This window comes from Streptomyces sp. NPDC058880 (assembly GCF_042742535.1).
Taxonomy (GTDB): Bacteria; Actinomycetota; Actinomycetes; order Streptomycetales; family Streptomycetaceae; genus Streptomyces.
Map to the genome: position 1 here is coordinate 127,336 of NZ_JBHYMC010000004.1, position 21,876 is coordinate 149,211.

At 72.5% G+C, this 21,876-nt stretch carries 18 protein-coding genes, 2 tRNA genes and 1 pseudogene; 7 read left to right on the plus strand and 14 right to left on the minus strand.

The window, feature by feature from the left end:
- Nucleotides 1-20 precede the first annotated feature (20 nt).
- From ACFW2G_RS04325 to ACFW2G_RS04340, 4 genes and pseudogenes are all read left to right on the plus strand, one after another.
- The gene (locus ACFW2G_RS04325; RefSeq protein ID WP_037923450.1) at nt 21-602 is read left to right on the plus strand and encodes an NADPH-dependent FMN reductase; all 582 of its coding nucleotides are present in this window, start codon (nt 21-23) and stop codon (nt 600-602) included.
- Between the two features lie 205 nt (nt 603-807).
- Nucleotides 808-1,152 carry a hypothetical protein gene (locus ACFW2G_RS04330; RefSeq protein ID WP_384580676.1) on the plus strand — a complete coding sequence of 115 codons (345 nt, stop codon included), beginning with the start codon at nt 808-810 and terminating at the stop codon, nt 1,150-1,152.
- Nucleotides 1,153-1,294: 142 nt separating this feature from the next.
- Nucleotides 1,295-1,919, plus strand: a pseudogene (locus tag ACFW2G_RS04335) (bifunctional DNA primase/polymerase).
- A tRNA-Lys gene (locus ACFW2G_RS04340) sits at nt 1,910-1,983 on the plus strand. Before ACFW2G_RS04335 ends, ACFW2G_RS04340 begins: the two are co-directional and overlap by 10 nt.
- 43 nt (nt 1,984-2,026) lie before the next feature.
- On the opposite strand, the gene ACFW2G_RS04345 is transcribed toward ACFW2G_RS04340, so the two are convergent.
- Entirely contained in the window at nt 2,027-3,286 is a 1,260-nt protein-coding gene (locus ACFW2G_RS04345) for a M6 family metalloprotease domain-containing protein (RefSeq protein WP_384580674.1), read from the minus strand.
- A 321-nt stretch (nt 3,287-3,607) separates the two neighbouring features.
- Between ACFW2G_RS04345 and ACFW2G_RS04350 the strand changes: the two genes are divergently transcribed.
- Nucleotides 3,608-5,494 carry a putative bifunctional diguanylate cyclase/phosphodiesterase gene (locus ACFW2G_RS04350; RefSeq protein WP_384580672.1) on the plus strand — a complete coding sequence of 629 codons (1,887 nt, stop codon included), beginning with the start codon at nt 3,608-3,610 and terminating at the stop codon, nt 5,492-5,494.
- Between the two features lie 79 nt (nt 5,495-5,573).
- On the opposite strand, the gene ACFW2G_RS04355 is transcribed toward ACFW2G_RS04350, so the two are convergent.
- From ACFW2G_RS04355 to ACFW2G_RS04370, 4 genes are all read right to left on the minus strand, one after another.
- On the minus strand, nt 5,574-6,884 hold the full coding sequence (locus tag ACFW2G_RS04355) for a hypothetical protein (RefSeq protein WP_384580670.1): 1,311 nt from the start codon (nt 6,882-6,884) through the stop codon (nt 5,574-5,576).
- Nucleotides 6,885-6,982: 98 nt separating this feature from the next.
- Nucleotides 6,983-8,188 carry a peptidase S1 and S6 gene (locus tag ACFW2G_RS04360; RefSeq protein ID WP_384580667.1) on the minus strand — a complete coding sequence of 402 codons (1,206 nt, stop codon included), beginning with the start codon at nt 8,186-8,188 and terminating at the stop codon, nt 6,983-6,985.
- A gap of 22 nt (nt 8,189-8,210) precedes the next feature.
- The gene (locus ACFW2G_RS04365) at nt 8,211-8,486 is read right to left on the minus strand and encodes a hypothetical protein (protein ID WP_384580665.1); all 276 of its coding nucleotides are present in this window, start codon (nt 8,484-8,486) and stop codon (nt 8,211-8,213) included.
- A gap of 5 nt (nt 8,487-8,491) precedes the next feature.
- A complete protein-coding gene (locus ACFW2G_RS04370) occupies nt 8,492-8,665 on the minus strand; it encodes a hypothetical protein (protein ID WP_384446080.1) in 174 nt (57 codons plus the stop codon).
- 265 nt (nt 8,666-8,930) lie between these two features.
- Between ACFW2G_RS04370 and ACFW2G_RS04375 the strand changes: the two genes are divergently transcribed.
- Nucleotides 8,931-9,917: a LuxR C-terminal-related transcriptional regulator gene (locus ACFW2G_RS04375; RefSeq protein WP_384446082.1), complete on the plus strand. Its 987-nt coding sequence runs from the start codon at nt 8,931-8,933 to the stop codon at nt 9,915-9,917.
- Nucleotide 9,918: 1 nt separating this feature from the next.
- Here ACFW2G_RS04375 and ACFW2G_RS04380 read toward each other — a convergent pair whose 3' ends face one another.
- The 4 genes from ACFW2G_RS04380 to ACFW2G_RS04395 form a co-directional block, all read right to left on the minus strand.
- On the minus strand, nt 9,919-10,179 hold the full coding sequence (locus tag ACFW2G_RS04380; protein WP_384446084.1) for a DUF397 domain-containing protein: 261 nt from the start codon (nt 10,177-10,179) through the stop codon (nt 9,919-9,921).
- Nucleotides 10,139-10,987, minus strand: coding sequence for a helix-turn-helix transcriptional regulator (locus tag ACFW2G_RS04385; protein WP_384446086.1), 849 nt, complete (start codon nt 10,985-10,987; stop codon nt 10,139-10,141). The genes ACFW2G_RS04380 and ACFW2G_RS04385 overlap by 41 nt, the downstream gene beginning before the upstream one ends.
- Nucleotides 10,988-11,145: 158 nt before the next feature.
- Nucleotides 11,146-12,837 (minus strand): glycosyl hydrolase family 18 protein, encoded by a 1,692-nt coding sequence (locus ACFW2G_RS04390; protein WP_384446088.1) that lies wholly within the window; start codon nt 12,835-12,837, stop codon nt 11,146-11,148.
- 256 nt (nt 12,838-13,093) lie between these two features.
- Complete coding sequence (locus tag ACFW2G_RS04395) at nt 13,094-14,257, minus strand: LLM class flavin-dependent oxidoreductase (protein ID WP_384446090.1); 1,164 nt, start codon at nt 14,255-14,257, stop codon at nt 13,094-13,096.
- Nucleotides 14,258-14,509: 252 nt separating this feature from the next.
- Here ACFW2G_RS04395 and ACFW2G_RS04400 point away from each other — a divergent pair, with 252 nt between their 5' ends.
- Nucleotides 14,510-15,268: an IclR family transcriptional regulator gene (locus tag ACFW2G_RS04400; RefSeq protein ID WP_384446092.1), complete on the plus strand. Its 759-nt coding sequence runs from the start codon at nt 14,510-14,512 to the stop codon at nt 15,266-15,268.
- A gap of 127 nt (nt 15,269-15,395) precedes the next feature.
- Here ACFW2G_RS04400 and ACFW2G_RS04405 read toward each other — a convergent pair.
- From ACFW2G_RS04405 to ACFW2G_RS04425, 5 genes are all read right to left on the minus strand, one after another.
- A tRNA-Lys gene (locus ACFW2G_RS04405) sits at nt 15,396-15,469 on the minus strand.
- Nucleotides 15,470-15,634: 165 nt separating this feature from the next.
- Nucleotides 15,635-17,320, minus strand: coding sequence for an AMP-binding protein (locus ACFW2G_RS04410; protein WP_384580663.1), 1,686 nt, complete (start codon nt 17,318-17,320; stop codon nt 15,635-15,637).
- Between the two features lie 26 nt (nt 17,321-17,346).
- The gene (locus ACFW2G_RS04415) at nt 17,347-17,955 is read right to left on the minus strand and encodes a lytic polysaccharide monooxygenase (RefSeq protein WP_384580660.1); all 609 of its coding nucleotides are present in this window, start codon (nt 17,953-17,955) and stop codon (nt 17,347-17,349) included.
- A 228-nt stretch (nt 17,956-18,183) separates the two neighbouring features.
- Nucleotides 18,184-20,406 (minus strand): SPFH domain-containing protein, encoded by a 2,223-nt coding sequence (locus tag ACFW2G_RS04420; protein ID WP_384580658.1) that lies wholly within the window; start codon nt 20,404-20,406, stop codon nt 18,184-18,186.
- Between the two features lie 11 nt (nt 20,407-20,417).
- Nucleotides 20,418-21,773 (minus strand): peptidoglycan-binding protein, encoded by a 1,356-nt coding sequence (locus tag ACFW2G_RS04425; protein WP_384446226.1) that lies wholly within the window; start codon nt 21,771-21,773, stop codon nt 20,418-20,420.
- Between the last annotated feature and the right edge of the window lie 103 nt (nt 21,774-21,876).

Sequence of the window (21,876 nt, forward strand, 5' to 3'; positions counted from 1 at the left end):
ATCGACCGGGAGTCGCCCCCATGACCCGCCTGCACGTCGTCTCCGCCGCCACCCGCCCCACCTCCTCCGGCCGCCCGCTCGCCCAGTGGGTCACCGCCCAGGCCCGCGACCACGGCGGCTTCGAGGTCACCCCCGTCGACCTCGCCGAGATCGCACTGCCCTTCCTGGACGAGCCGGAGTACGCCTCCACCGGGAACTACGCCCACCAGCACACCCGCGACTGGAGCGCCCTGGTCGACTCCGCCGACGCCTTCCTCTTCGTCCTGCCGATGTACAACGGCGGCTTCACCGCGCCCTTCAAGAACGCCATCGACTTCCTCTACGAGGAGTGGAAGGGCAAGCCGGTCGGCATCGTCAGCTACAGCGCCGGCCCCACCGGCGGCGCCCCGGCCGCCGAGATGCTGCTCCCGATCCTGACCCGCCTCGGCATGCTGCCCGCCGAGCACTCCGTCGCGGTCCCGGGCATCCCCAAGCTGATCGGCGCCGAGGGCTTCGAGGCCCCCGAGGCCCTCTCCGGCGAGCTGGCAGCGGTACTGGCCGACGTGGCCGCCCTGGCGGCCGGGCGCGAGGCGGAGCTCACGGCCGAGGCCGTCACCGCCTGAGCGGACCGCCGGGCGGGGCGGGCGCGGGCCGCCAACGACTGACGGCCGATCACCTGATCGACTCCCCCGCCACGGGACCCGCCCGGCTACTCGCGCACCTCACCGGCCGTACGGGCGTTCCAACCCGTCGGCGCGCACCCTTGCGGGGCGCTGGACAATGGACGGTGGCCCGGAAGGATTTCGCACGCGCAGCAGGAGGACAGGAATGGCAGAGCCCGAGCGGACCGAGCGACGGCTGCGGCCGGCGCCGCTGCTCTTCGAACCCTCGGAGGCCGTGGCGGATCCGGAGCACTTCTTCGACCTGGAGTCGATCGAGGACCCGCGCGAACTGCTGACCCGTGCGACCGAGCTGACGCTGGCCTTCCGGGCGGCGCAGGAGCGGGCGGTGGAGTTCCAGGCGCTGGCCGCCGCGCAGCTGGCGGACCCCCGGCGGTTCGACCGGCTCACCCCGGGAGCCATCGCCGAGCGGGCGGAGTGGACCGAGGACTACGCCCTCAAGATGATCGAGTTCGGCGAGACCCTGCAGCGTGGCCGCGCCGACCTGGCCTGATGGCGGCACGGCCGGCCGCCCGCGCGGCCGGACACCCCGCATCCGGCATATGCGGGGGCAATGTACCGCCTACCCGCCCGCCCCGTCCCGGCTTTCGGTAACTCCGCGGGTTCGACCCGCTACGGCAGGTAGACCTTGGCATATGACGACGCTGACGACGGCCCACGGATGCACCGCCCTCCACGCGCCCGGCGAGCGCCCGCGCACCACGCCCGCCCCGCACGTCACCGCGCAGGGGGCCGCCTGGCTCGCCTCGGCCTCCGCACAGCCCCGCCGCACCCTCGCCCTGTGGCAGGCCCGGCCGGGGCTGCCGGCCACGCTGCCCTGCGGGCGCGCCTTCGATGTCGTCAACGTCCCGGTGCTGCTCGGGCGCCGCGTCCTGGACCTGCTCCGGGCCGAGGGGCCCGGCTCCGGCCCGGTCGCCGTGCACCGCGGTCGGATGCTGCTCTTCGCCACCCCCGGCACCGCACCCCGGCTGCCCGCCCTGCTGGCGTGGGAGGAGTGGGGGGCCTCACGCCGCGCCCCGGCGCCGCTGTGCCACGGCCGCGGCGACGCCGTCACCGTCCCGCCGCTCGCCTCCGGCCCCGGCGGGTCGCGCTGGCTCGCAGCCCCCGACGTCCGGGAACCCTGGCTCCCCGGGCCCGAGGCCCTGCTCTGGGCCTTCGTACGGGCGGCCCGCACCGCCGCACCGACGGGACCTGGGGATATCGATTTTTCGTTCCGCCGATCCTCCTGCTAATGTCTTCCTCGTCAGCAAGCGCCGCTAGCTCAGTTGGTTAGAGCAGCTGACTCTTAATCAGCGGGTCCGGGGTTCGAGTCCCTGGCGGCGCACAGACGGAAGAAGGCCCCCCACGCGCGTGGGGGGCCTTCTTCGTCATGTCGTGATCTTCACCGTGTACGCGCCGGACCTGGTGCGGTCGGCCACCTCGATGGTGATCCGCTCCCCCGGCACCGTGTACGTCTCGCCCACCTCCAGCGGGGCGTCGGCCAGCGGCGGGTAGACCGAACGGTCCCAGCACGCCTCTGTCTGCGGGTGCGCGTCCAGCACCTCGATGGGGCCGCCACCGGAGGCCGCTTCGTTGCGCACCCGGTAGACAAGGACGCCTTCGGTGCAGGTGCCGCCGTCGTTGCCGGACGAGCCCCGGGCCTCGACGGCGATCGCGCTGCCCGGCCCCGTCCGGATGACCGCGAGCCGGGTCCCGCCCGTGCCGCCGCTGGGCGGTGCCTGCCCGAGCGGCTGCAGGGTGTGCAGCGACGAGCCCGACTGCACACAGTCCACCTGGGAGGCGTCCAGCCAGCCCAGCTTCCACTTGTGCCAGGCGAAGAGGTCCGGGGACATCCCGAACTGGCTGCCCATGACGTCCCAGTCGCCGACGTAGGTGTCCCAGTCGCCCTTGCCGTCGGTGGGGCGGTGGTAGAGGTCCGGCAGGTCGAAGACGTGGCCGGTCTCATGCGCGAGTACGTTGCGGTCCGGCGGGTGGCGCTCGAAGACGGTGACGATCCGGCGCAGCTCCGCACCGTCCGCGATGATCGGGCGGTCGAAGTTCACGACCTTCGTGGCGTCGGAGTCCACCCCGGGGGCGTCGGGGTCGGCGACGAAGTAGACGATGTCGTACTGGGCGAAGTCCACCCGGGGGTCGGCCGCGGCGACCGCATCGCGCAGGTAGGCGGCCCGGTCGCCGGGGGCCCAGTCACGCTTTATGCCGTACGCGGTGGACGGGAGCGGCATCTGGATCCACTCCTTCTGCGGGTGCGGGACCAGGCGGAACCGGCCGTAGGAGGCCTGCTCGAAGAAGTCGCTGGTGGCGGGGAAGTAGTCGCGGGTGAGCAGCTCGGGCGTCAGGGTGTCCCGGTGATCAGGGAAGGAGAGGAAGACCATCACCGCGTCGAGGGTGCGTTCGGGCTTGGGGTAGGAGCCGTTCCAGGAGTCCAGCCCCAGGGAGTGGTGCGCCGCCGTGCGGGTCAGGGCGCAGGGCCCGGCGCCGGAATCGGCCACCGCGGGACCCGCGACGAGCGACATGGCGGCGAGCGCCGTCAGGGAAGTGAGCGCCGCGGCGGTACTTCGGACGCGAGAGCGGTCCACTCCCCCGGGTGTCTGCTGTCGCGTCACATCGACCTCCGGTGGTGGATTCATTCCTTTTTAGCCACCTTGAGGCGATTGTCTTACTTATGCCCTGTTCCGCTGCCCCACACGAGTGAGCAGTACGGCAAGCCGGTGACCCCCGGACTTCACGCCACCACCTACAGAACGTCACGACCGATCACCAGAGATCAGGAGGGGGCGCGACCCGCTCAGAGCCGCACGGAATCGATCAGGCGGTCCCGGTCCGACGATCCGTCATCACGCCGAACCGCCGCGTCTCATCCGGTGACGCCGCTGGATAGGGCCTCCCGGCAGCCTCTATGATCGGCACACTTTCCTGCACGGACACTCACGAACACTGCGGGGCCAACGGTGAGCGGAACCTCAGAAGGAACCGGTTCGGCGGCCGACAGCATCCGATCGGCCACTACGGAGCGTCACCCATCAGTGCCGGTACTGCCGTCGGTTCCGTCGGCGCCTCATCGCGCCGAGTCCGAACTGCGCGACTACCGGGCCGCCTTCAACGCGGCGCACCTCCCCATGGCCGTCGTGGACCGCGAGGGCTACGTGGTGACGGCCAATCAGGCCTTTGCCTGCCTGCTGGGCAGCGAACCGCACCTGCTCGTCCACCGGTCCGCCGCCGACCTGGTGGACCTGGCCGCGGAGGCCCGCACCTGGGCCGCGTACCAGGAGGTCCTGCGCGGCCGCCAGGCCCGGCTGCGCTGCACCCGCCGCCTCAAGCACCCCGACGGGCACTCGCTGTGGACCGAGGTCACCCTGGGGCCCGTACCCGGCACCGGGAACGTCCTGCTGTCCGTCTCCGACATCAGCGACCGGCGCGACCTCCAGGCCCGGCTGCGGCACCTCCAGATGCACGACCCGGTCACGCGGCTGCCCAACCGGGCGCTGTTCTTCGAGCGGCTCTCCGCAGCCCTGGAGGCCTCCACGTACGACCACGGCGGCGGCACCGGCCGGATCGGCCTGTGCTACCTGGACCTCGACGGCTTCAAGGCCGTCAACGACACTCTCGGCCACCGCGTCGGCGACCGGCTGCTGACGGCCGTCGCCTCCCGCCTCACCCAGTGCGCGGACCAGTCCGGCTACGGGCGCACGGGCGGGCACTTGGTAGCACGGCTCGGCGGGGACGAGTTCGCCGTGCTCGTGGAGGACTCCACCGGCACCGAGCAGCTCGCGGACCTGGCGCGCAGCGTGTTGACGGCCGTGCAGGAGCCGTTCGACCTGGCCGGACAGCGGCTGTCGGTCTCCGCCTCCATCGGCGTGGTCGAGCGGGCCACGGACGGGACCTCGGCGACCGGGCTGATGCAGGCCGCCGACACGACCCTGTACTGGGCCAAGGCGGACGGCAAAGCCCGCTGGACCCTCTTCGACCCGGAGCGCAACGCGCACCGCATGACTCGGCAGGCGCTGTCCTCGACGCTCCGGCCGGCCGTGGAACGGGGCGAGTTCGCCCTGGAGTACCAGCCGCTGGTGGACCTGGAGAGCGGTGCGCTGCGCGGTGTCGAGGCCCTGGTGCGCTGGCGGCACCCGCAGTTCGGCACGCTGACGCCGAATCGGTTCATCGGCATCGCCGAGGAGGACGGTTCCATCGTCCAGTTGGGCCAGTGGGTCCTGCGGACGGCATGCCGGCAGGCACGCCGCTGGCAGATCGAACAGCCGAGCGACGCCCCGGTCTTCGTGTCCGTCAACGTCGCCGTGCGGCAGGTGTGGGACTCGGACCTGGTGGGCGACGTCGCGGAGATCCTGGCCGAGACGGGCCTGGCCCCACAGCTGCTCCAGCTGGAGCTGACCGAGTCGGCGGTGATGGGCTCGGCCGGACGGCCGCTCCAGGCGCTCCAGGCGCTGAGCGACATGGGGGTGCGCATCGCCATCGACGACTTCGGCACCGGCTACTCGAACCTGGCCTACCTCAGCCGGCTGCCGGTCTCGGTGCTGAAGCTGGACGGCTCCTTCGTACGCGGCTTCCGCTACGACGAGGGCGCGCACCCGAACCCGGCCGACGAGACCATCGTCGAAGCCCTGGTCCAGCTCGCCCACCGGCTGGGCCTCACGGTGACCGCGGAGTGCGTGGAGACGGCCGGGCAGGCGGCCCGGCTGCGCCGCGTGGGCTGCGACACCGGGCAGGGCTGGCTGTACTCCCGCGCGGTGACCCCGGATGTGATCGCCCGCATGATCGGGCGCCGGGTGGGGGCGGCGGCCCCCGCCCTGCCCGACGAGCCGGCCCAGCACCCCCTGGTCTGACGGGCAGCGTGACCGACCCGCTCCGAACGCGCCGGTGGGCCGGACCGTCCGAGGGCGGTCCGGCCTTCCTGCGGCTGCGTCAGCCGCTGATGGTCTTGTCGTAGCGCAGGGCGACGTAGCCGGACGCGGCGTGGCCGGCGATACGTCCGTCGCTACCGCCGTTGAGGTAGTCCTGGCCACGCATCATGTCGTCGTTCGGGTTGGACTCGTGGATGTAGGAGAACTTTCCGGCACCCTTGTCGATCCACTTCTCGAAGAGCACCACGTGCCCGTCCGAGGTGTTCAGCGCGTCGCCGGGCTGCAGGTCGGACTTGGAGATGGTGGCGCTGACGCTCGGCAGGCTGGCGGTGGTGTAGCTGGTGGAGGCGTGCCAGGCCATCGAGATGAAGCCCGAGCAGTCGGTGCGGTAGGTGTGGTCGCCGTCCGGGTCGGAGGCGTACGCGCTCTGGCTGTAGGGGATGTCCCGGCCGAGCCAGTTCAGGGCGCGGCTCATGATCTCGCTACGGGCGATCTGGCCGCCCTTGGTGGAGGGGGTGGGGGTCGGCGGGGCCGGCGGACGGTAGGTGCAGTCGCCCGCGAAAGCGGAGAGCAGGGTCTGGGTCCAGCCGCTCGCGTCGACCGGGTCGCCGGGGTGGTAGGCGATGTCGTCGCCCTTGCCGTCGGTGGGGTCGGCGTCGTGGTACCAGTACATACCGCCGTTCGTCCGGCCGTAGTAGAGGCCGCCGCCGGGCGAGACCAGGCTGTCGACCGCCGACCAGCCGCTGCCCTTGAGCTCCGCGCTCTCCCAGTCCCCGACGCCGTTGATCTGGTAGGACAGCAGCCGCCCGTCGGCGGTGCTGGCGACGAGGACGTCGTCGCCGGCCGCGGCGAGGGTCTTCAGGACGAAGCCCTCGTCGATGACGACGTGCTTGGCGATGTGGGCGGGCCCGCTGGGCTTGGCCTGGGAAACGTTGTACCGGTGGAGCTGGCCGCCGACGGTGCCGTAGAGGTGGCCCGCGCCGTCGTAGGTCATCTTGTCGAAGGTCCAGCCGCTGTCCCAGATCTTCGTGACGCCGGCCAGGGCGAGGGCGTTGCCGTTGGTCTGGATGTCGACGCGGTACAGCTCGCCGGCCGTCGAGGTCACCAGGACGGTGTTGAAGTTGAGGGTGGCCATCGCCTTGGGGGTGAAGCCGAGGTCCGCGCCGATCAGCGTCTTCACGCGGTCCCCGGTGTTCGGGGATATCGCCGTGTAGGTGAGGCGGCCGTCCGGGAGGGTGCCGTACACGGACACGTCGCCGCCGCAGATGGCGGCGGCCTGGGCGGGCGCCGAGGACACGGTGACCAGGCCGAGGGTGGTGGCGCCGACGGCGAGGGTGGCGGCGAGGCGGCGCTTGAGGGACGTCGAGAGCATCGGTGTCTCCGGTTTTCGGGCAGCCCTGACGCACGCGCGTCGGGCCGGGGAGGTCGTGAGGTGGAGGGGTACGGCGCGGGCGCGGGAGGGGCCGCGGCTCAGTACCAGTTGTTGTTCTGGAAGTGGGTCCAGGCGCCGCAGGGCGTGCCGTACCGGCCGTCGATGTAGGACAGGCCCCACTTGATCTGCGTCACGGGGTTGGTGCGCCAGTCGTCGCCGAAGGCGTCCATCTTGGAGCCGGGCAGGGCCTGCGGGATGCCGTAGGCGGTGGAGTTCGGGTTGTCGGCCCAGTAACGCCAGCCGCTCTCCTTGTCCCAGAGCTGCTCCAGGCAGTTCCACTGGGCGGAGCTGTTCCAGGCGCCGCCGTCGTGCTTGTTCATCAGGTCGCGTCCGGCCGCCTTCACCGCGGGGATGTCCCGGCCGTCGAGGGGGTCCGCGGTGGTGGTGCAGCTGAAGGTCGCCGGCTGGGCAGAGAGCAACTGTTGCGTCCAGCCGCCCGTGTTGACGGGCGTCTCGTTGTGGTAGGCGATGTCGGCGCCGGAGCCGTCGGCCGGATTGGCGTCCTTGTACCAGTACATGGCGCCGGTGCTGGCGATCCGGCCGTAGTAGAGGCCGCCGCCGGGTGAGACGACCTGGTCGAAGGCCGACCAGCCCGAGGCCTTGAGGTCGTCGCGATCCCAGCTGCCATCGCTGTTGATCGTGTACGAGTAGAGGGCGCCGGCCGCGGTGGTGGCCAGGAGCCGGTCGTCCCCGGCGGCGGTGAGGGTCTTCAGGACGAAGCCGCTGCCGATCTCCTTGCGCTGCCCGATGTGCGCCGAGCCGGTCGGCTTGGGCTGCGAGACCAGGTACTGGATCAGCAGGCCCCCGGCCGTCCCGTAGAGGTGGCCGTGGCCGTCGTAGGTGAGCTTGTCGTGGGTCCAGCCGCTGTCGAAGAGCTTGACGGGCGGGCGTTCCAGGACGAGGGAGGTGTTGTTGGTGAGCACGTCGAGGCGGTAGAGGGCGCCGGCCGTAGACGTGACGAGGATCGTGTTGAAGTTCAGGGTGGCCATCGTCCTGGGCTCGAAGCCCAGGTCGGCGCCGACCAGCACCTTCTTCAGGTCGCCGGTGGCGGGTGTGATGGTGCTGAAGGTGAGCCGGCCGTCGGGGAGGACACCGTAGAGGGAGGCGGTCCCGCTGCAGGTGGTCGCGGCGGTCGCCGCAGGGGCGGCGGCGACGGCCGCGGCGGTGAGCAGTCCGGCTCCGAGGGCGCCGGACAGGGCGGCGACCGCGGTCGTGCGGGCGGCCCGGCGGAGGGTGGTGTTCACGGTGTTCCTTCGTGGGAGGGCGTCAGTGACGCGGCTCGGCGGTGCGGTAGCCGTGGGCGCGCAGGGGAGCTCGGACGCCGTCGAGAAGCGCGCGGGCCTGGTCCAGCGCGGCGGTCTCGGAGACGGCCCGCAGGAAGAGGTAGAGGTCGACGCCTCGGCCGGCCGGCTTGGCCCGTACGTGTTCGAGCCCGTGGGCGGCCTCGGCGTGGGCCCAGATCAGGTCGGAGAGGAGCGCGAGCGCGTCGGGGTGGCCGGGGTCCTGGCGCGGGCCCGAGAGGGCGGCCCGGACGATGCGCACGTCGGCTAGTCCCAGTTGATGCTGCCGTCGGCGTCCGCCGGGAGCGCGTCCCCGTTGATGCTGGCGCTGATGTGGGCGCCTTCGGCGGGGGCGGGCGCCACAGTGGCGGTGACGGCGGCGGCGCAGAGGGCGGCGAGGGCGGCGGCGACAGCGGCGAAGCGGCGGGCGGTGCGGGACATGGTTTCCCCTGAGGTCGAATGCTGGTGGTGGTCCGTGCGGTGCGGTGTGCTGCTGCGCGCTGTCCGGTTCGTCCGTGGGCTCTGGCCTGAGCCGGGGGCTTCCGCCCCCGCCGTTCCGGTGATCACCATGGTGCTGCGCCCGCGACCCGCGCAGAAGGGTTTCCGGCTGGCACCAAAGGGCCTGGCACCTTGGTGCCAGGTTTCGCCTACGATCACCGCTGACGGCACCGGTGTGGATGCCGAAGTTACGCTGGGGGGCGGGGACTTGCTGCAGACATTGGGGCTCGGAGCCGAGGTGGAGGCCGTGTACCGGGGGATGCTGGCCGACCCCTCCGGAGGGGTCGCCGAGCTGGCCGCACGCCTCGACCTCACCGAGACGCAGGTCCGCGAGGGCCTGGACCGGCTGGTCGACCTGGACCTGCTCAGACCGTCCCGGGACAGCCCCGGCGCACTGCGGGCGGTCCGCCCGGAACTGGGCCTGGAACTGCTGCTGCGCCGCCAGGAGGAGGAACTGGCCCGGCAGCAAGAGGAACTGGCCCGCAGCAAGGCCGCGGCGGCCCAGGTGGTTTCCGAGTTCGCGGAACTGCGCCCGAACACCGAGGTCGACGGCGCGGAACGCCTGGTGGGCATGGACGCCATCCAGAGCCGGCTGGAGGAGCTCGCCCACGGGCTGGAGCGCGAGTGCCTGGCGATCCTGCCGGGCGGCGCCCTGTCCGAGGCCAGCCTGGAGTCCTCCCGGCCGCTCGACGAGCGGGCGCTGGCCCGGGGCATCGAGATGCGGTCCGTCTACCAGGACAGCGCCCGCAACGACCCGACGACCCTGTCCTACGCCCGCTGGCTCACGGAACAGGGCGGCCAGGTGCGCACGAGCCCGCTGCTCCCACCCCGCCTGCTGGTCTTCGACCGCACCGTGGCCGTCGTCCCCATCGATCCGGCGAACTCACGGCTGGGCGCACTGTGCACCAGCGCCCCGGGGATCGTGGCCTCCCTGGTCACCCTGTTCGAGCAGACGTGGCAGGCCGCCGTACCGCTGGGCGCGGACCGCTGCCGTACGGGCGACTCCCGCCCGAGCGCGGCCGAGCTGGAACTGCTGAAGCTGCTGGCCTCCGGCCTGACGGACGAGGCCGCGGGCAAACGGCTCGGGGTGTCGCTGCGGACCGTACGGCGGCAGATGTCTGCGCTGATGGAACGCCTCCACGCCACGAGCCGCTTCGAGGCGGGCCTCAAGGCGGCTCAGCAGGGCTGGCTCTAAGTCACAGGCTGCGGGCGAAGGCGGCGAACGCCGCCGCCCCGACGGTGAAGGCGGGCCCGTCGGGGTTCTTGGAATCCCGGACGGCGACCCGGCACGGCTGCGCGGCCACCTCGACGCACTCGCCGCCGTTGGTGCTGCTGTACGAAGCCTTGCGCCAGGCGGCGCCGTCGAGCGGGGCGCACTCGACGCAGTCGCCGCCGGTCCCACCGCTGTAGCTGGACTTACGCCAAAGCGCGCCCGTCAGACTGTTCTGGGTTCCCATAACGTTCCTCCCGTACGCGGGCGATCAGTGCCGCGGAATCGTCCATGGAGAGCGCCGCAGCCTGCAGATGATCGTAGCGATGTGCACAGTCACTGGCCGTCTCGGGATTCGCCGTCACATGGGCCGAGCCGTAGCTCTCGGCGTAGACGACATCCGGCTCCTTCTCGAATCGGAGAACATTGAACGCCCCTACTGTGGCCGGGTGTTGCCCGGAGCTGAACGGGAGGATCTGAATACGCACGGTCCTCAGGTCCCGAAACTCCAGCAACCGGTCCAGTTGCTCCCGCATGATCTCGGGACTCTCGAACGGGCGGTGCAGCACGGCCTCGTCCAAGACCACCCAGACCAGTGGCGGACGCTCCCTGCTGAGGATGCGCTGGCGTTCCAACCGAGCCGCAACCGCGTCATCGAGGCTCTCGCCCCACCCTGCGCGAAGTACCGCTCGCGCGTACCTCTCCGTCTGCAGGAGTCCGTACACCAGCTGCGGCTGGAACGAAGAGATGTGTGTGGCCCTCGCTTCCATCTCGGCGTACGCCTGGAACCAGTTGGGCAACTGGGTCCGCAGGACAAGCCCCACCAGGCGGGAGAACACCCCGCCCGTATTCAGGGCCGCATCCACCCGCTCCGAGAAGTCGCGGGTCGGGACGCGGCGGCCGTTTTCGACCATGCCGATCAGGGAGCCCGTGCAGAAGATGATCGCGCCGAGCTGCGACTGTTTCAGGCCCGCTTCCTCTTTCAGGCGGCGCAACTCGTAGCTGTAGTAGTCCAGCGGCGAGGCGCTGGGATCGATGTCGCGGGCCAGGACCATGGGACGGCACCCCCAAGCGGGAAGCGGGCTTGTGGCCGAGCCTAACGAGGTCACTACGGCAGGGTGTCCGGAATCCGGCAACCATGTCACACACCTCCGCCCCGCCCCTGGGAGAGGGGGCGGGGCGGAGGCGTCGCTCGGCGCGGGGTGGGGGGAGATCAGCAGGCGCCGAGGTCCTTCCAGACACCCCATTCACCGGTGGTGCCCGGCGTCTCGTTCTGCGTCCACCACTGGGCCTTGTACGTGCGGCCGTTGTGGGAGACCTCGTTGCCGGCGGTGTAGATCGTGCCCGCGACGTAGGCCGGGGTCGAGCTGCAGCCGGTCGGAGGCTGCGTGGTCGGCGGGGTCGTCGTCGGCGGCGTGGTGGTCGGCGGCGTCGTGGGAGGCGTGGTCGGCGGGACCGTGGTGCCGCCCAGGGCGTCGGAGATCTGGCCCAGCAGCGTGGCGTTGTTGTCGAGGCCGAGCAGGGAGTACATCATCGCGCCGGCCAGGCCGCGCTGCTTGCCGTAGTCGACCCGGGCCTGGATGGACTTCTGGTTCAGGCCGGTGAAGAACTCGCCGTCCTTGTAGAAGTACGAGGACTTCGACTGGTCGTCCCAGAAGGTGGTCGCCGGGTTGTCGACGATGCCGCCGAGCTCCTTGTAGTGCGCGATGCCCGCCTGCTGGCTGAGCGGTCGCGCGGCGGAGCCGCCGGTCGCGGTCTGGGCGAGGCCGTTGGTGCTGCCGGCCGGAACGCCCTTCCAGCCGCGGTAGTAGAACTCGTAGCCCAGGGTCAGCTTGTCGGCGGGGAAGCCGCCGGTGATGCCGTAGGCCGGGTTGCCGTCGATCCAGGAGTCGATGGCGTTGTCGATGCTGTACTTCTCGGTGCCCGGCGCGATCGGGTCGGTCGGGTCGGCCGCGGACGGGTACAGCGGGGACTGGTGGTACGTCGGCCCGTCGCCGTCCCAGGCGCCGTGCATGTCGTACGTCATGATGTTGGCGTAGTCCAAGTACTGGCCGATCTTGTCGGTCTCGATGTACTTGATCTTGTCCTGGCCGGCCGGGAGGGCCGCGGTCAGCATGTACTTCTTGCCGCCGTTGGCCGCGCCCTCGGCGTCGAGCTGCTTGCGGAACTCCTGGAGCAGCAGGGTGAAGTTCTGCTTGTCTTCGGGGCCGTAGTGGTTGCCCAGGTGGCCGCCGGAGGAGCCCGGGTACTCCCAGTCGATGTCGATGCCGTCGAAGATGCCCGCCGCGGTGCCGGGGCCGCCGAAGCCGCCCTCCACCGGGAGGTCGCCCTTGATGTACTGCTTGATGCAGGAGGCGACGAACTTCTTGCGGGAGGCGTCGGTCTTGGCCGCGTCGTGGAAGTACTTGGAGTACGTCCAGCCGCCCAGCGAGATGTTGATCTTCAGGTGGGGGTACTTGGCCTTCAGTTCCTTGAACTGGTTGAAGACGCCCACGATCGGCTGGTCCCACTTGTCGGCGACGCCGTCCACGCTGTCGGCCGCGCTGAAGGACTTCTGGTAGTCGGCGTAGCTGTCGCCCGCGCCGTCACCGGCGTTGGGGTTGTTGTCATCGCCGGCCGCCTTGTTCGCCTCGAAGCAGGTGAGCTCGGTGGGGTGGATGTTGCCGAACGAGTAGTTGATGATGTCCAGCTTGCTCGCTATGCCCCGGGTGTCGAGGTGCTTGGGGTAGAAGGCGTTCCCGTACACGCTCCACTGGTCGTAGTAGGCGATGCGGACGCCGCCCGCCGTGGCTCCGGCCGCGGCGTCGGCGGCCTGGGCGGTGCCGAGTCCCGCGAAGGAGGCAAGCGCTCCGGCTGCCAGCGCGACCGTTGCGGCGGCCGCGGCGAAGGGTTTACGGATGTGCATGTACTGCCTCCGGGGGGGCTGGGAGGAGAGTGCTGGAGGTTCGGGTGAGAGAAGTGATAGCGATCACTCACGCCCCGCGTCAATGGTTCGGACCAAAGAAGGACTAGACCACTCCCGCGCCATTTACCCAAGTCAGAGACGTGAGCGCACATCAGAAACCGCTCGCCACCCCGGGTGACGAGCGGTTTAAGGCTCCCTTGAGACAGCCTCCGGCAAGGTTTTGGCAACAAACCAGCCAAACCCCGTTCTCCTGACGTCAGTCGACCGAGGGCGCCGACTCCGGCATGCCGTAGGCATCGGCGACCAGAGCGTAGGAGCGCAGACGCGCGGCCCCGCTGTGGGCGTTGGTCGTCAGCATCAGCTCGTCCGCCCCGGTGCGTCGGGCGAGGCCGTCGAGGCCGTCGGCGACCGCGCCGGATGTGCCGTGGACGATGTTGGCGAGCCAGCCGTCCACGAACTCCCGCTCCAGCGGGGTGTAGGGGTACGCGGCCGCCTCCTCGGGCGTGGGCACCAGCCCCGGGCGCCCGGCGCGCAGCCGCAGCATCGACAGCGCGCCCGTGAGCACCTGGGCGCGGGCCTCCTCGTCGGTGTCGGCGGCGAGCGCCGACACCCCGATGACGGCGTAGGGGGCATCCAGGACGGCCGAGGGCCGGAAGCTCCTGCGGTAGAGGTCGAGCGCGGGCAGCGTGCCCGCCGCCGAGAAGTGGTGGGCGTAGGCGAAGGGCAGGCCCAGCTCTCCGGCGAGCTGCGCACTGAAGCCGGAGGAGCCGAGCAGCCATAGCGGCGGCCGCCCGGCCGGACCCTGCACCGGGCCCGGTACGGCGTGCACGCGGGCGTACGGATGCCCGTCGGGGAAGTCGTCGTCGAGGAAGCGGGTGAGCTCCGCGAGCCGGCGCGGGAACTCGTCCGCACCCTCATCGAGCCGTCCGGGCCCGCGCAGTGCGGCGGCCGTGCGGCCGTCGGTGCCGGGGGCCCGGCCGAGCCCGAGGTCGATCCGCCCCGGGGCGAGCGCCTCCAGGGTGCCGAACTGTTCGGCGACGGCGAGCGGGGCATGATGGGGCAGCATCACCCCGCCGGAGCCGAGCCGGATGCGGGAGGTGTGCGCGGCGAGGTGGGCCAGGATCACAGCCGGCGAGGAGCTGGCGACGCCGGGCATGGAGTGGTGCTCGGCGACCCAGTGGCGGTGGTAGCCGCGGGATTCGGCGAGGCGCGCGATCGCCACACTGGTGCGCAGGGAGTCGTGCGCGGTGCTGCCGGCGCCGACGGTGACCAGGTCCAGGACGGAGAGCGGTACGGGCGCCCGGCCGAGGGCGGTACCCCGTATGCCGCCGGGGCCGTCCTGCGCATCGACGGCCGGGCCGTCGGCGCCGCCTCCGCGCAGCCCGCTCGCCGCGCCGCCCGCGTCCCCGGTGTCACTCATCGTCGCTCCCGTACCGTCGTCCACGTCCGCGCGACGTCCGCGCGAAACCGTACGAAGAACTCGAACCGTGACCGGTCGCCGGGCATTCCCGGAGCGACGGCGCGGGACGCGTGACCACGGCATATGCCTGCGTCATAGATCGAGGCAGACGGACGCGATCGAGCCATCAATCTCCCCAACCGACGCTCCACAGGGGCCTCTTGATGGCTATCGTGGTAAGGCAAGCGGTAACAACCTGCTAGGGGGGAAACCGTGGCGCTGAAGCCCGAGCCGACCGCGCCGTTCCACTCGGTGCAGTACGCACTGCGCGTACTCGAAACGATCGCACGGCACACCGGCGGTGTGACCGACATGCAGATCGCGCGTGAGACCGGCCTGCCCGCAGTCCATCTCGCCCCCATGCTGTTGATGCTGCGCCGGGAGGGATACGTCCTGCAGGTGGCGGACGGCGCGTACGCCATAGGGGACTCCCTCGTCCTGCTCGGGTCCGGCACCGACCGCCAGCAGGCCCTGACCGACAAGCTCCAAGAGACCCTCGACCGGCTGCGCGATTCGGTCGGCGCGGCCGTCTACATCAGCCGGTACGTGGACGGCGAGGTCAGGATCACGCAGTTCGCGGACAGCCCTCGCACCCCGAAGGTCCACGAGTGGGTCGACTTCCGGTCGGCTGCGCACGCCAGCGCGGTCGGCAAGTGCCTGCTGACCCAGTTGGACCTGAACGGGCGGCGCGACCACCTGTCCCGACACAAGATCGCCCGGCTCACGTCGAAGACGATCGTGAACGAGCGGGTCCTCTTCTCCAAGCTGGACGCCCAGCCGGCCACCGTCCCGATGCTGGACCTGCAGGAGTACGCCGTGGGCACGGTCTGCGCGGCCGTCCCGATCACGGCGGGGGCCTCGGTCGGCTGCCTGGCGCTGTCGATGCCGGTCGAGCACGCGCACCGGCTGCGCGCCGCGGCCGACACCCTGAACCGGAAGGCCGCGCCGCTGCTGCTGTCGCTCACCCTCTAGCGGCGCCCCAGCGGGAGGTGGCGCCGACCAGTGGCCCACAGGAGGAGGCCCGGGCGAGACCGTTCGGGGCCGGCCGGAAAACACTTCGGGCGGTTCCCGGTGAACCGGAAACCGCCCGAAGGACAGGTGCGCCGCCAGGGACTCGAACCCCGGACCCGCTGATTAAGAGTCAGCTGCTCTAACCAACTGAGCTAGCGGCGCCTGCTGACAGAGAAAATAGTACCCGGTCCTCAGGGGTGCTCCAAACCACGCCCCGCGCGGGTACGCGCGGACCGCGGGCACCCGCGGCGGGCGGACGCCCCCGCCCGGACGGCCCCGAGCCCACTCCCCACCTGCACCTTTCACCGTTCCGGAACACCGCCCTCCTTAGCGGAGGCCCGCTTCGCGGTCGAGGAGGTCCGTGCGGCCCTGCGCCGCGTACCGGGCCAGCAGGGCCATGAGCTCGGGCGGGGTCAGGAGGGTGTAGCCCCCCGCGGGGGACCGGTGCCAGACCGGGTCGGCACATCGGAAGCCCGCCCGGCGCAGGGACACGCGGTGGACCTTGTTCGTCGCGGTGACCGGCATCTCCGGGACGACGCGGACATAGCGCGGAAGCATCTTCGTGCCCAGATCCGGCTGGCCGGCGAGGAAGGCGGCGAAGGCGTCCGGGGAGAACTCCGCCCCCTCCCGGAGGGACAGGGCCGCCATCACCTGGTCGCCGGCGACCTCGTCCGGGACCCCGTAGACGGCCACCGCGGCTGCCTGCGGCCAGCGGGCCAGGATGTTCTCGATCACCGCTGCGGCGAGGTTCTCGCTGTCGACGCGGAGCCGGTCGTCGGTGCGGCCCGCGAAGTAGAGGAAGCCCGCCGCGTCGCGGAAGAACAGGTCGCCCGTCCAGTACCAGCCGTCGCGGGTGCGGTCGGCCTCCGCCTCGGGGTTGCGCCAGTAGCCCTCGAACAGGCTGTGGCCCCGGTTGACGAGTTCCCCGATGGCGGCCGAGCCGTTGAGGAGGCGGCCGCCCCCGTCCAGGACGGCCGGAGGGCATTCCGCGCCGGTCTCCGGGTCGATGACCGCCAGGTCGTCGCCCGCACCCGCCCGACCCAGGGCGCCCGGCGGGGTGTCCGGGGTGCGCTGGATCGAGGCGCCGCCCTCGGTGGCGCCGTAACCCTCCACCAGGCGGACGCCGAATCGCTCGGCGAAGCGTGCCGCGTCCACCGCCCCGGCCTCGGTGCCGAAGCCGAGCCGCAGGCGGTGGACACGATCGTCGGGGCGGGGCCCGGTGGCCAGCAGGTACTGGATCGCCCGCCCGACGTAGGTGAAGTAGGTGGCCTCGTACGCCCGTACGTCGTCCAGGAACGCCGAGGCGGAGAAGCGCCGCCGCAGGGCCACCGCGGCCCCGCCGACGAGCGCCGGGAGCCAGTCGGCGATGACGGCGTTGCCGTGGAAGAGCGGCATGCACACGTAGTGGACGTCGTCCGGGCCGACGGAGAAGCTGCGGGCCAGCGAGGCTCCGGCGGCGGCGAGCCGGCCCTGGCTGCAGATGGCGGCCTTGGGAGCGCCGGTGGAGCCGGAGGTGAAGTAGAGGAGGAGGCGGGAGTCCGGGCCGGGGGTGCGCAGTGCGGCGTCGCCGGGCTTGGCGGCCGCGTAGGGCGCGAGGAGGGCCTCGTACTCCTCGGTGCCGGTGATCAGGACGCGTACGCCCGGCAGGTCGAGGCCGCGCAGCAGGGGAAGGTGGGCGGGCTCGGTGATCAGGAGCCGGCACTCGGTGTGCAGGATGTCCCGGGCCAGCTCGGGGCCGCGCCGGGTGGGGTTGATCCCGGCGACGGCGGCCCCGGCGAGGGCCGCCGCGCCGAGCCAGAACGGGAACTCGGGGGTGTTGTCGAGCAGGACCCCGAGGTGCGGCTCGGCCTCCGCGGGCATGAGGTCGACGAGGAGCGCGGCGCGTGCGGCGGCTTCGCGGGCGGTCCGGTGGTGGGTGAGGACGCCTTCCGCGTGCTTCAGCCCGGGCCGGTGGTCGCCCCATTGGCGCGCTATGAGCTCCGCGACGGTTTCGGGTGCTGTCGTCGTCCGCATGCCGCCGGAGGGTAGCTGACGTATGGTCAGAATTGAACGTCCGAGCAGGCGTAGAAGGCCATCGGGGTGTCGTTGACGGTCCAGACCGCCAGGATGAGGTGCCGGCCCGTCTTGCCGCTCGGCATGGCGCCCTGGTGCACGGTGGTCATGGCGGGGCGGGCGCCGTTGTAGGCGACGGTGAGGAAGGGCTGGGGTTCGAGATCGGCGCGGGTGAGGGCCTTGGTGCCGGTCCAGCCGTTCTTGGTGACGTAGTACTTGATGTCGGTGGTGGAGTGGTTGGCAGTGAACTGCCACCGGAAGGAATAGCCCTGACCGCTGGTCACCTTGGTGGTGGGCCAGGCGCCGCCGCGCGGGTTGTCGAGCTCGGCGAACTGCGAGAGGCCTCCGGAACAGATCTTGCCGTCGGCGGGGCCGGCGGCCGGGAAGCCCTTGAAGCCCTCGACGCTCTGCGGCTCCCACTGGATCGCACCACAGTCGGAGGCCGTCCTGTTGGCGCAGAGCTTCTGGCGGCTGATGGGGGTGTCGGTGTAGCCGTGACCGCTGGCGCTGGGGGCGCCGACGAGGGTGACTGCGGCAACGAGGCCGAGACCGAGCGCGGCGACGCCGGCCCGTCCGGGCACGCGGACGTTACGCATGATGCTCCTTGGACGTGGGGGGAGTTCGGCGAGCGCGCGCAGGGGATTCAGGTCTAGACCAAGTCCCAGATTATTGACGAGAGTTGGCCATGTCCATACCAATGAGAGAACGGGTGGTCCGGTCTCTTCCGGCCACCCGTTCCCGCTCCCGCTCCCGACGCGGTACGTGCCCCGGCCCCGCCCGGGCACATCGCGAAGGCCCCGCCTGCCCCACGCCCCCGGCCGGCCCTAGTCGGCGCGTCCCGTGCAGAAGGCGACCGTGAGGTCCTTCACCAGGGCCTTGCGCTCGTAGTCGTCGAGCTCGACGAGTCCGCGCGAGGTCAGCCGGTGGACGGTGTCGTCCACCGCGTCCACCACCGAGGCCAGCACCGTGTCCCGATGCTTGGCGTCGATCGCCGCGACCCGGCGGCGGCGCATGGCCTCGGCGACCTCGGCCGCGTACTCGATCCGGGTCGGCTGGGCCGAGAACACCTCGATCCCGACCGCCTCGGTCTCGGCCGCCAGCATCCGGGTCAGCGCGTCGCCGACGGCCTCGGCGTCGCGCAGGGTCGGGGCGTCCTCGTGGAAGGCGTCTGCCGGAAGCTGGGAGAGCACGCGGGCCATGGCGGACTCGACCTGCTCGGCGAGGTATCCGGTGTGGTCCGCGACGGCGAGCGTGGCACGGGCGGTGTCCTTGACCTGCCAGACGACCTGGACAACGACCTGGAGGGCCAGTCCGCCGGAGTCGACGGCGGGCATCGGGTCGCTGCGCCAGTGGCGCAGGCGTACATCCACCCGGCGGCGCAGCAGGAGAGGGCTGACCCAGGTCAGACCGGTACGGCGGACCGTGCCGCGGTAGCGGCCGAAGAGGGTGAGCACCCAGGCGTGGCCGGTACGCGCCCGACCGAGGCCGCCGAGCGCCACGAGGGCCACGACGCCGAGGAAGGCCAGCGGCGGCCAGTCGGCGGCACGCAGTCCGCGGTAGGCGCGGGGGGCGGCCCCGAACGCGGCTGCGAAGGCGTCGGGGACGGCCCCGGCCCGCCAGAGCACCGCCGTGCAGCCGACGAGGGCGAGGCCGCCGACGGCCACGCCGACCCAGCCGGGCAGCACCGGGCCACGGTGCTCGCGGAGCTGGTCGTCGCCGCGGGGGACCCGGCGGCCGGGGGCGGGGCGCACGGGGCGGGCCACCGCCGCGGGGGCGCGCTGGGGCAGGAGGCCGGTCGACGCGGCACGGAACGGGAGGTGCAACGGGACCTCGGTGACGGCGGTCCCGCGGTGGGGGGCGGCGGCGTTCGGGAGGTCCCGGGCGCTGTCCTCCTCCATGGCGCGCGTCACCGCCCGGGCGACGATCTCGGCGACGCCCGGTCCGGGCACGCCCGAGTTCGGGGCGGCACCGGACTCCTCGCGCTCCCCGCACTGCGGGTGCGGGACACCGGCGTCCGGCCGTCCGCCCTCCGAGCCCGCCCGGGTGTGCTCGGGCTCGGCCCGCCCCCGCGCCGCGCGCACCGCGGCCTCGGCCGCCTCGGCCGCCTCGGCCGCCTCGGCCGCCTGCGGACCCGGCGCCGGGACGCGGCCGGAGCCGTCGTCCACCCCCGCCGTCTCGCCGTGCGCGAGCGGAGCCGCCGCAGGAGCAGGGAGGAGGGGTCCGGAAACCCTGTCCGCCGGGCGGGGCGCCGGCTGCGGCCAGGACGCGTGCGGCGCCCGCGCCGCCAGAGGCTCGGCCTCACCGGCGGGCGCCGGAACGGCGGGCGGCTCGGAGGCCGTCTCCGGGGCGGGCCCCACGGGCTGCTCCACCGCCGGGGGCACGGCGTACGTGCCGAGCGGTACGGCCCGCGGGGCCTGCGCTGCGGGCACCCCCGCGAGCACCGCCCCCGGCACGGCCGCGGAACCGCACCCGTCCGGGGTCTGCGGGGTCTGTGCGGCGGGCCCGGGCTGCCGGGCAGACACCGCAGACGGCTCGGCAGCCCGGGGCGGGGCCTGTCCGGCGGGAACCGGTACCCCGTGCGGTGCGACGGCGGGCCACGCAACGGCGGCGGGGGCCGGCCCGGAGGAGGCCGACCCGGCCGGCGCCGATACGGAGGGCCGGGCGGGCACCGTCGTCGAACCGTGCCCGGCGGGCGCGGGCCACGGCTCCCCCGGCCCGGACGGGGTCGGAACGGGCGCCGCCGATGCGGCGGGCGCGGGCCAGGGCTCCCCCGGCGGCTCCGCCGACACCGCACCCGATGCGGCCGCGGGCACCGGGACGGGACCGGGCACGGCCTCACCGGCCGGCGGCGGGACGGACCCGGTGGCGGGCGGCGCGGCGGGCCCGTCGCCGGTGCGGGACGGAGCCCGTTCCGCAGCCGGCGGGGGTGCGGCCCGCAGGGACAGGGTCGGGGTGGTGGCGGCCCAACCGAAGGAGGTCGGGGCGGGCTCGGGCGCGGCCGGCAGGCGGAGGGTGCCCGTCGTCGAGGTGGTGCGCGTGGGAAACATCGTTACCTCCGTCATGCGAACAACCGACGCCACGTTTCCGGGCCCGGATAGCCGTCGGCCGCGGCCCCGCGCCAGCCCTGCGCGCGCTGGAAGGCCTCGACGTTGCGGCGGTCGGCCTCGCCCCAGCGGGGGCCCGGCCCGGACGTGTAGTACCTGCCGAAGCCCTTCTTCACCAGCTGTCGGCCGAGGGCCTCGATGGCCGGGTGCGACTGCCCCGGGCGGAACACCGCGGCGCCGGGGTAGGCCCGTACGCCGCCGGGGCCGGGCGCCGCGCCCACCGTCGGCGGGATGTTCTTGCCCTGCTGGTCGACGAGCAGGCGCCAGGTGTGCGCGCCGGGCACGCCGTCGGCGTCGGCGCCCGTCCAGCCCTGCGCCCGCTGGAAGGCCTGGGTGGCGAGCCGATCGTGGTCGCTCCACGTCCGGTCGGCCACCCCCTTGGGGTAGAAGCGGTAGGCACCGCGCTCGATCAGCATCCGGCCCAGCTGGGCGACGTGGTCGTTGACGGCGCCCGGGCCGAACGTGTCCGCGCCCGGGAAGGTCCTGGCGGGGTCGCCGGGTTTCGGGCCCGCCGCCGGCGCTTCGGGGGCGGGGACGGTGCCCGGGGCCTCCGGGACGATGCCGCCGGTCACCCCGTTGAAGCGGTAGGGGACGTACTTCGCCGCGTTGGCCCAGTAGCCGTAGGGCGTGGCCTGCTTCCGCGTCGTGGGGCGCGTCTGCTCGTAGGCGACGTAGTGGGTGCGCGTCTCGTCGACCCATCCGCCGAAGAGGACCACGTGCGAGCCGTTGTTGGGGTCCGCCGGGTTGTGGAAGAGCAGCATGTCCCCCGGCAGCAACTCCTCCTTCGTGATCTTGGTGGCGAACGTGTCGAGGCTGCCGGTCCACTCGTTCGAGCCGAGGTTCCAGGCCATGGAGACGTAGCCCGAGCAGTCCTGCCGGTAGCCGTCCGACCAGTACGCGGACATGCTGTACGGAACCCGCGCGTCCAGCCATAGCTTGGCCCTGTTGATGATCGTCGTGCGGTCGATCCGCTTGACGGCGCCGGGCCGGGCCGGCGCCCCGGGGTTGCCCGGCATGCCCTTCGGGCCGTGCAGGGGGGCGCGGCCGCCCTGCGGGCTGCCGGGGTCGTCGAGGGCCACCGGTCCGGTGGCGGGTGCGCTCAGGGCCACCGCGGTCCCGCCACCACCGCCGAGGACCACTCCGGCTGCGGTGGCCACGACCAGCGCCCGCCGCGCGCCGCGCGCGGCGGGGTGGCCGCCGTCCCGAAGCGGTATGGCTCCGGCGCGGGCGAGGTCCCGGCGGCGCTGGGCGCAGCCCCGGCACACGCAGTCGCCCGCGGGCTCGTACTCCTCGAAAGCGGGCATGGGCATCTGCACATGCGCCGGGGGCTGCATCGTCATGCGGTTCCGTCCACTCCCCTGCTGTTCCAGTGGTCGACCGGGGCCGCATCTGGTAAAGCGTCAGATGCGGGCG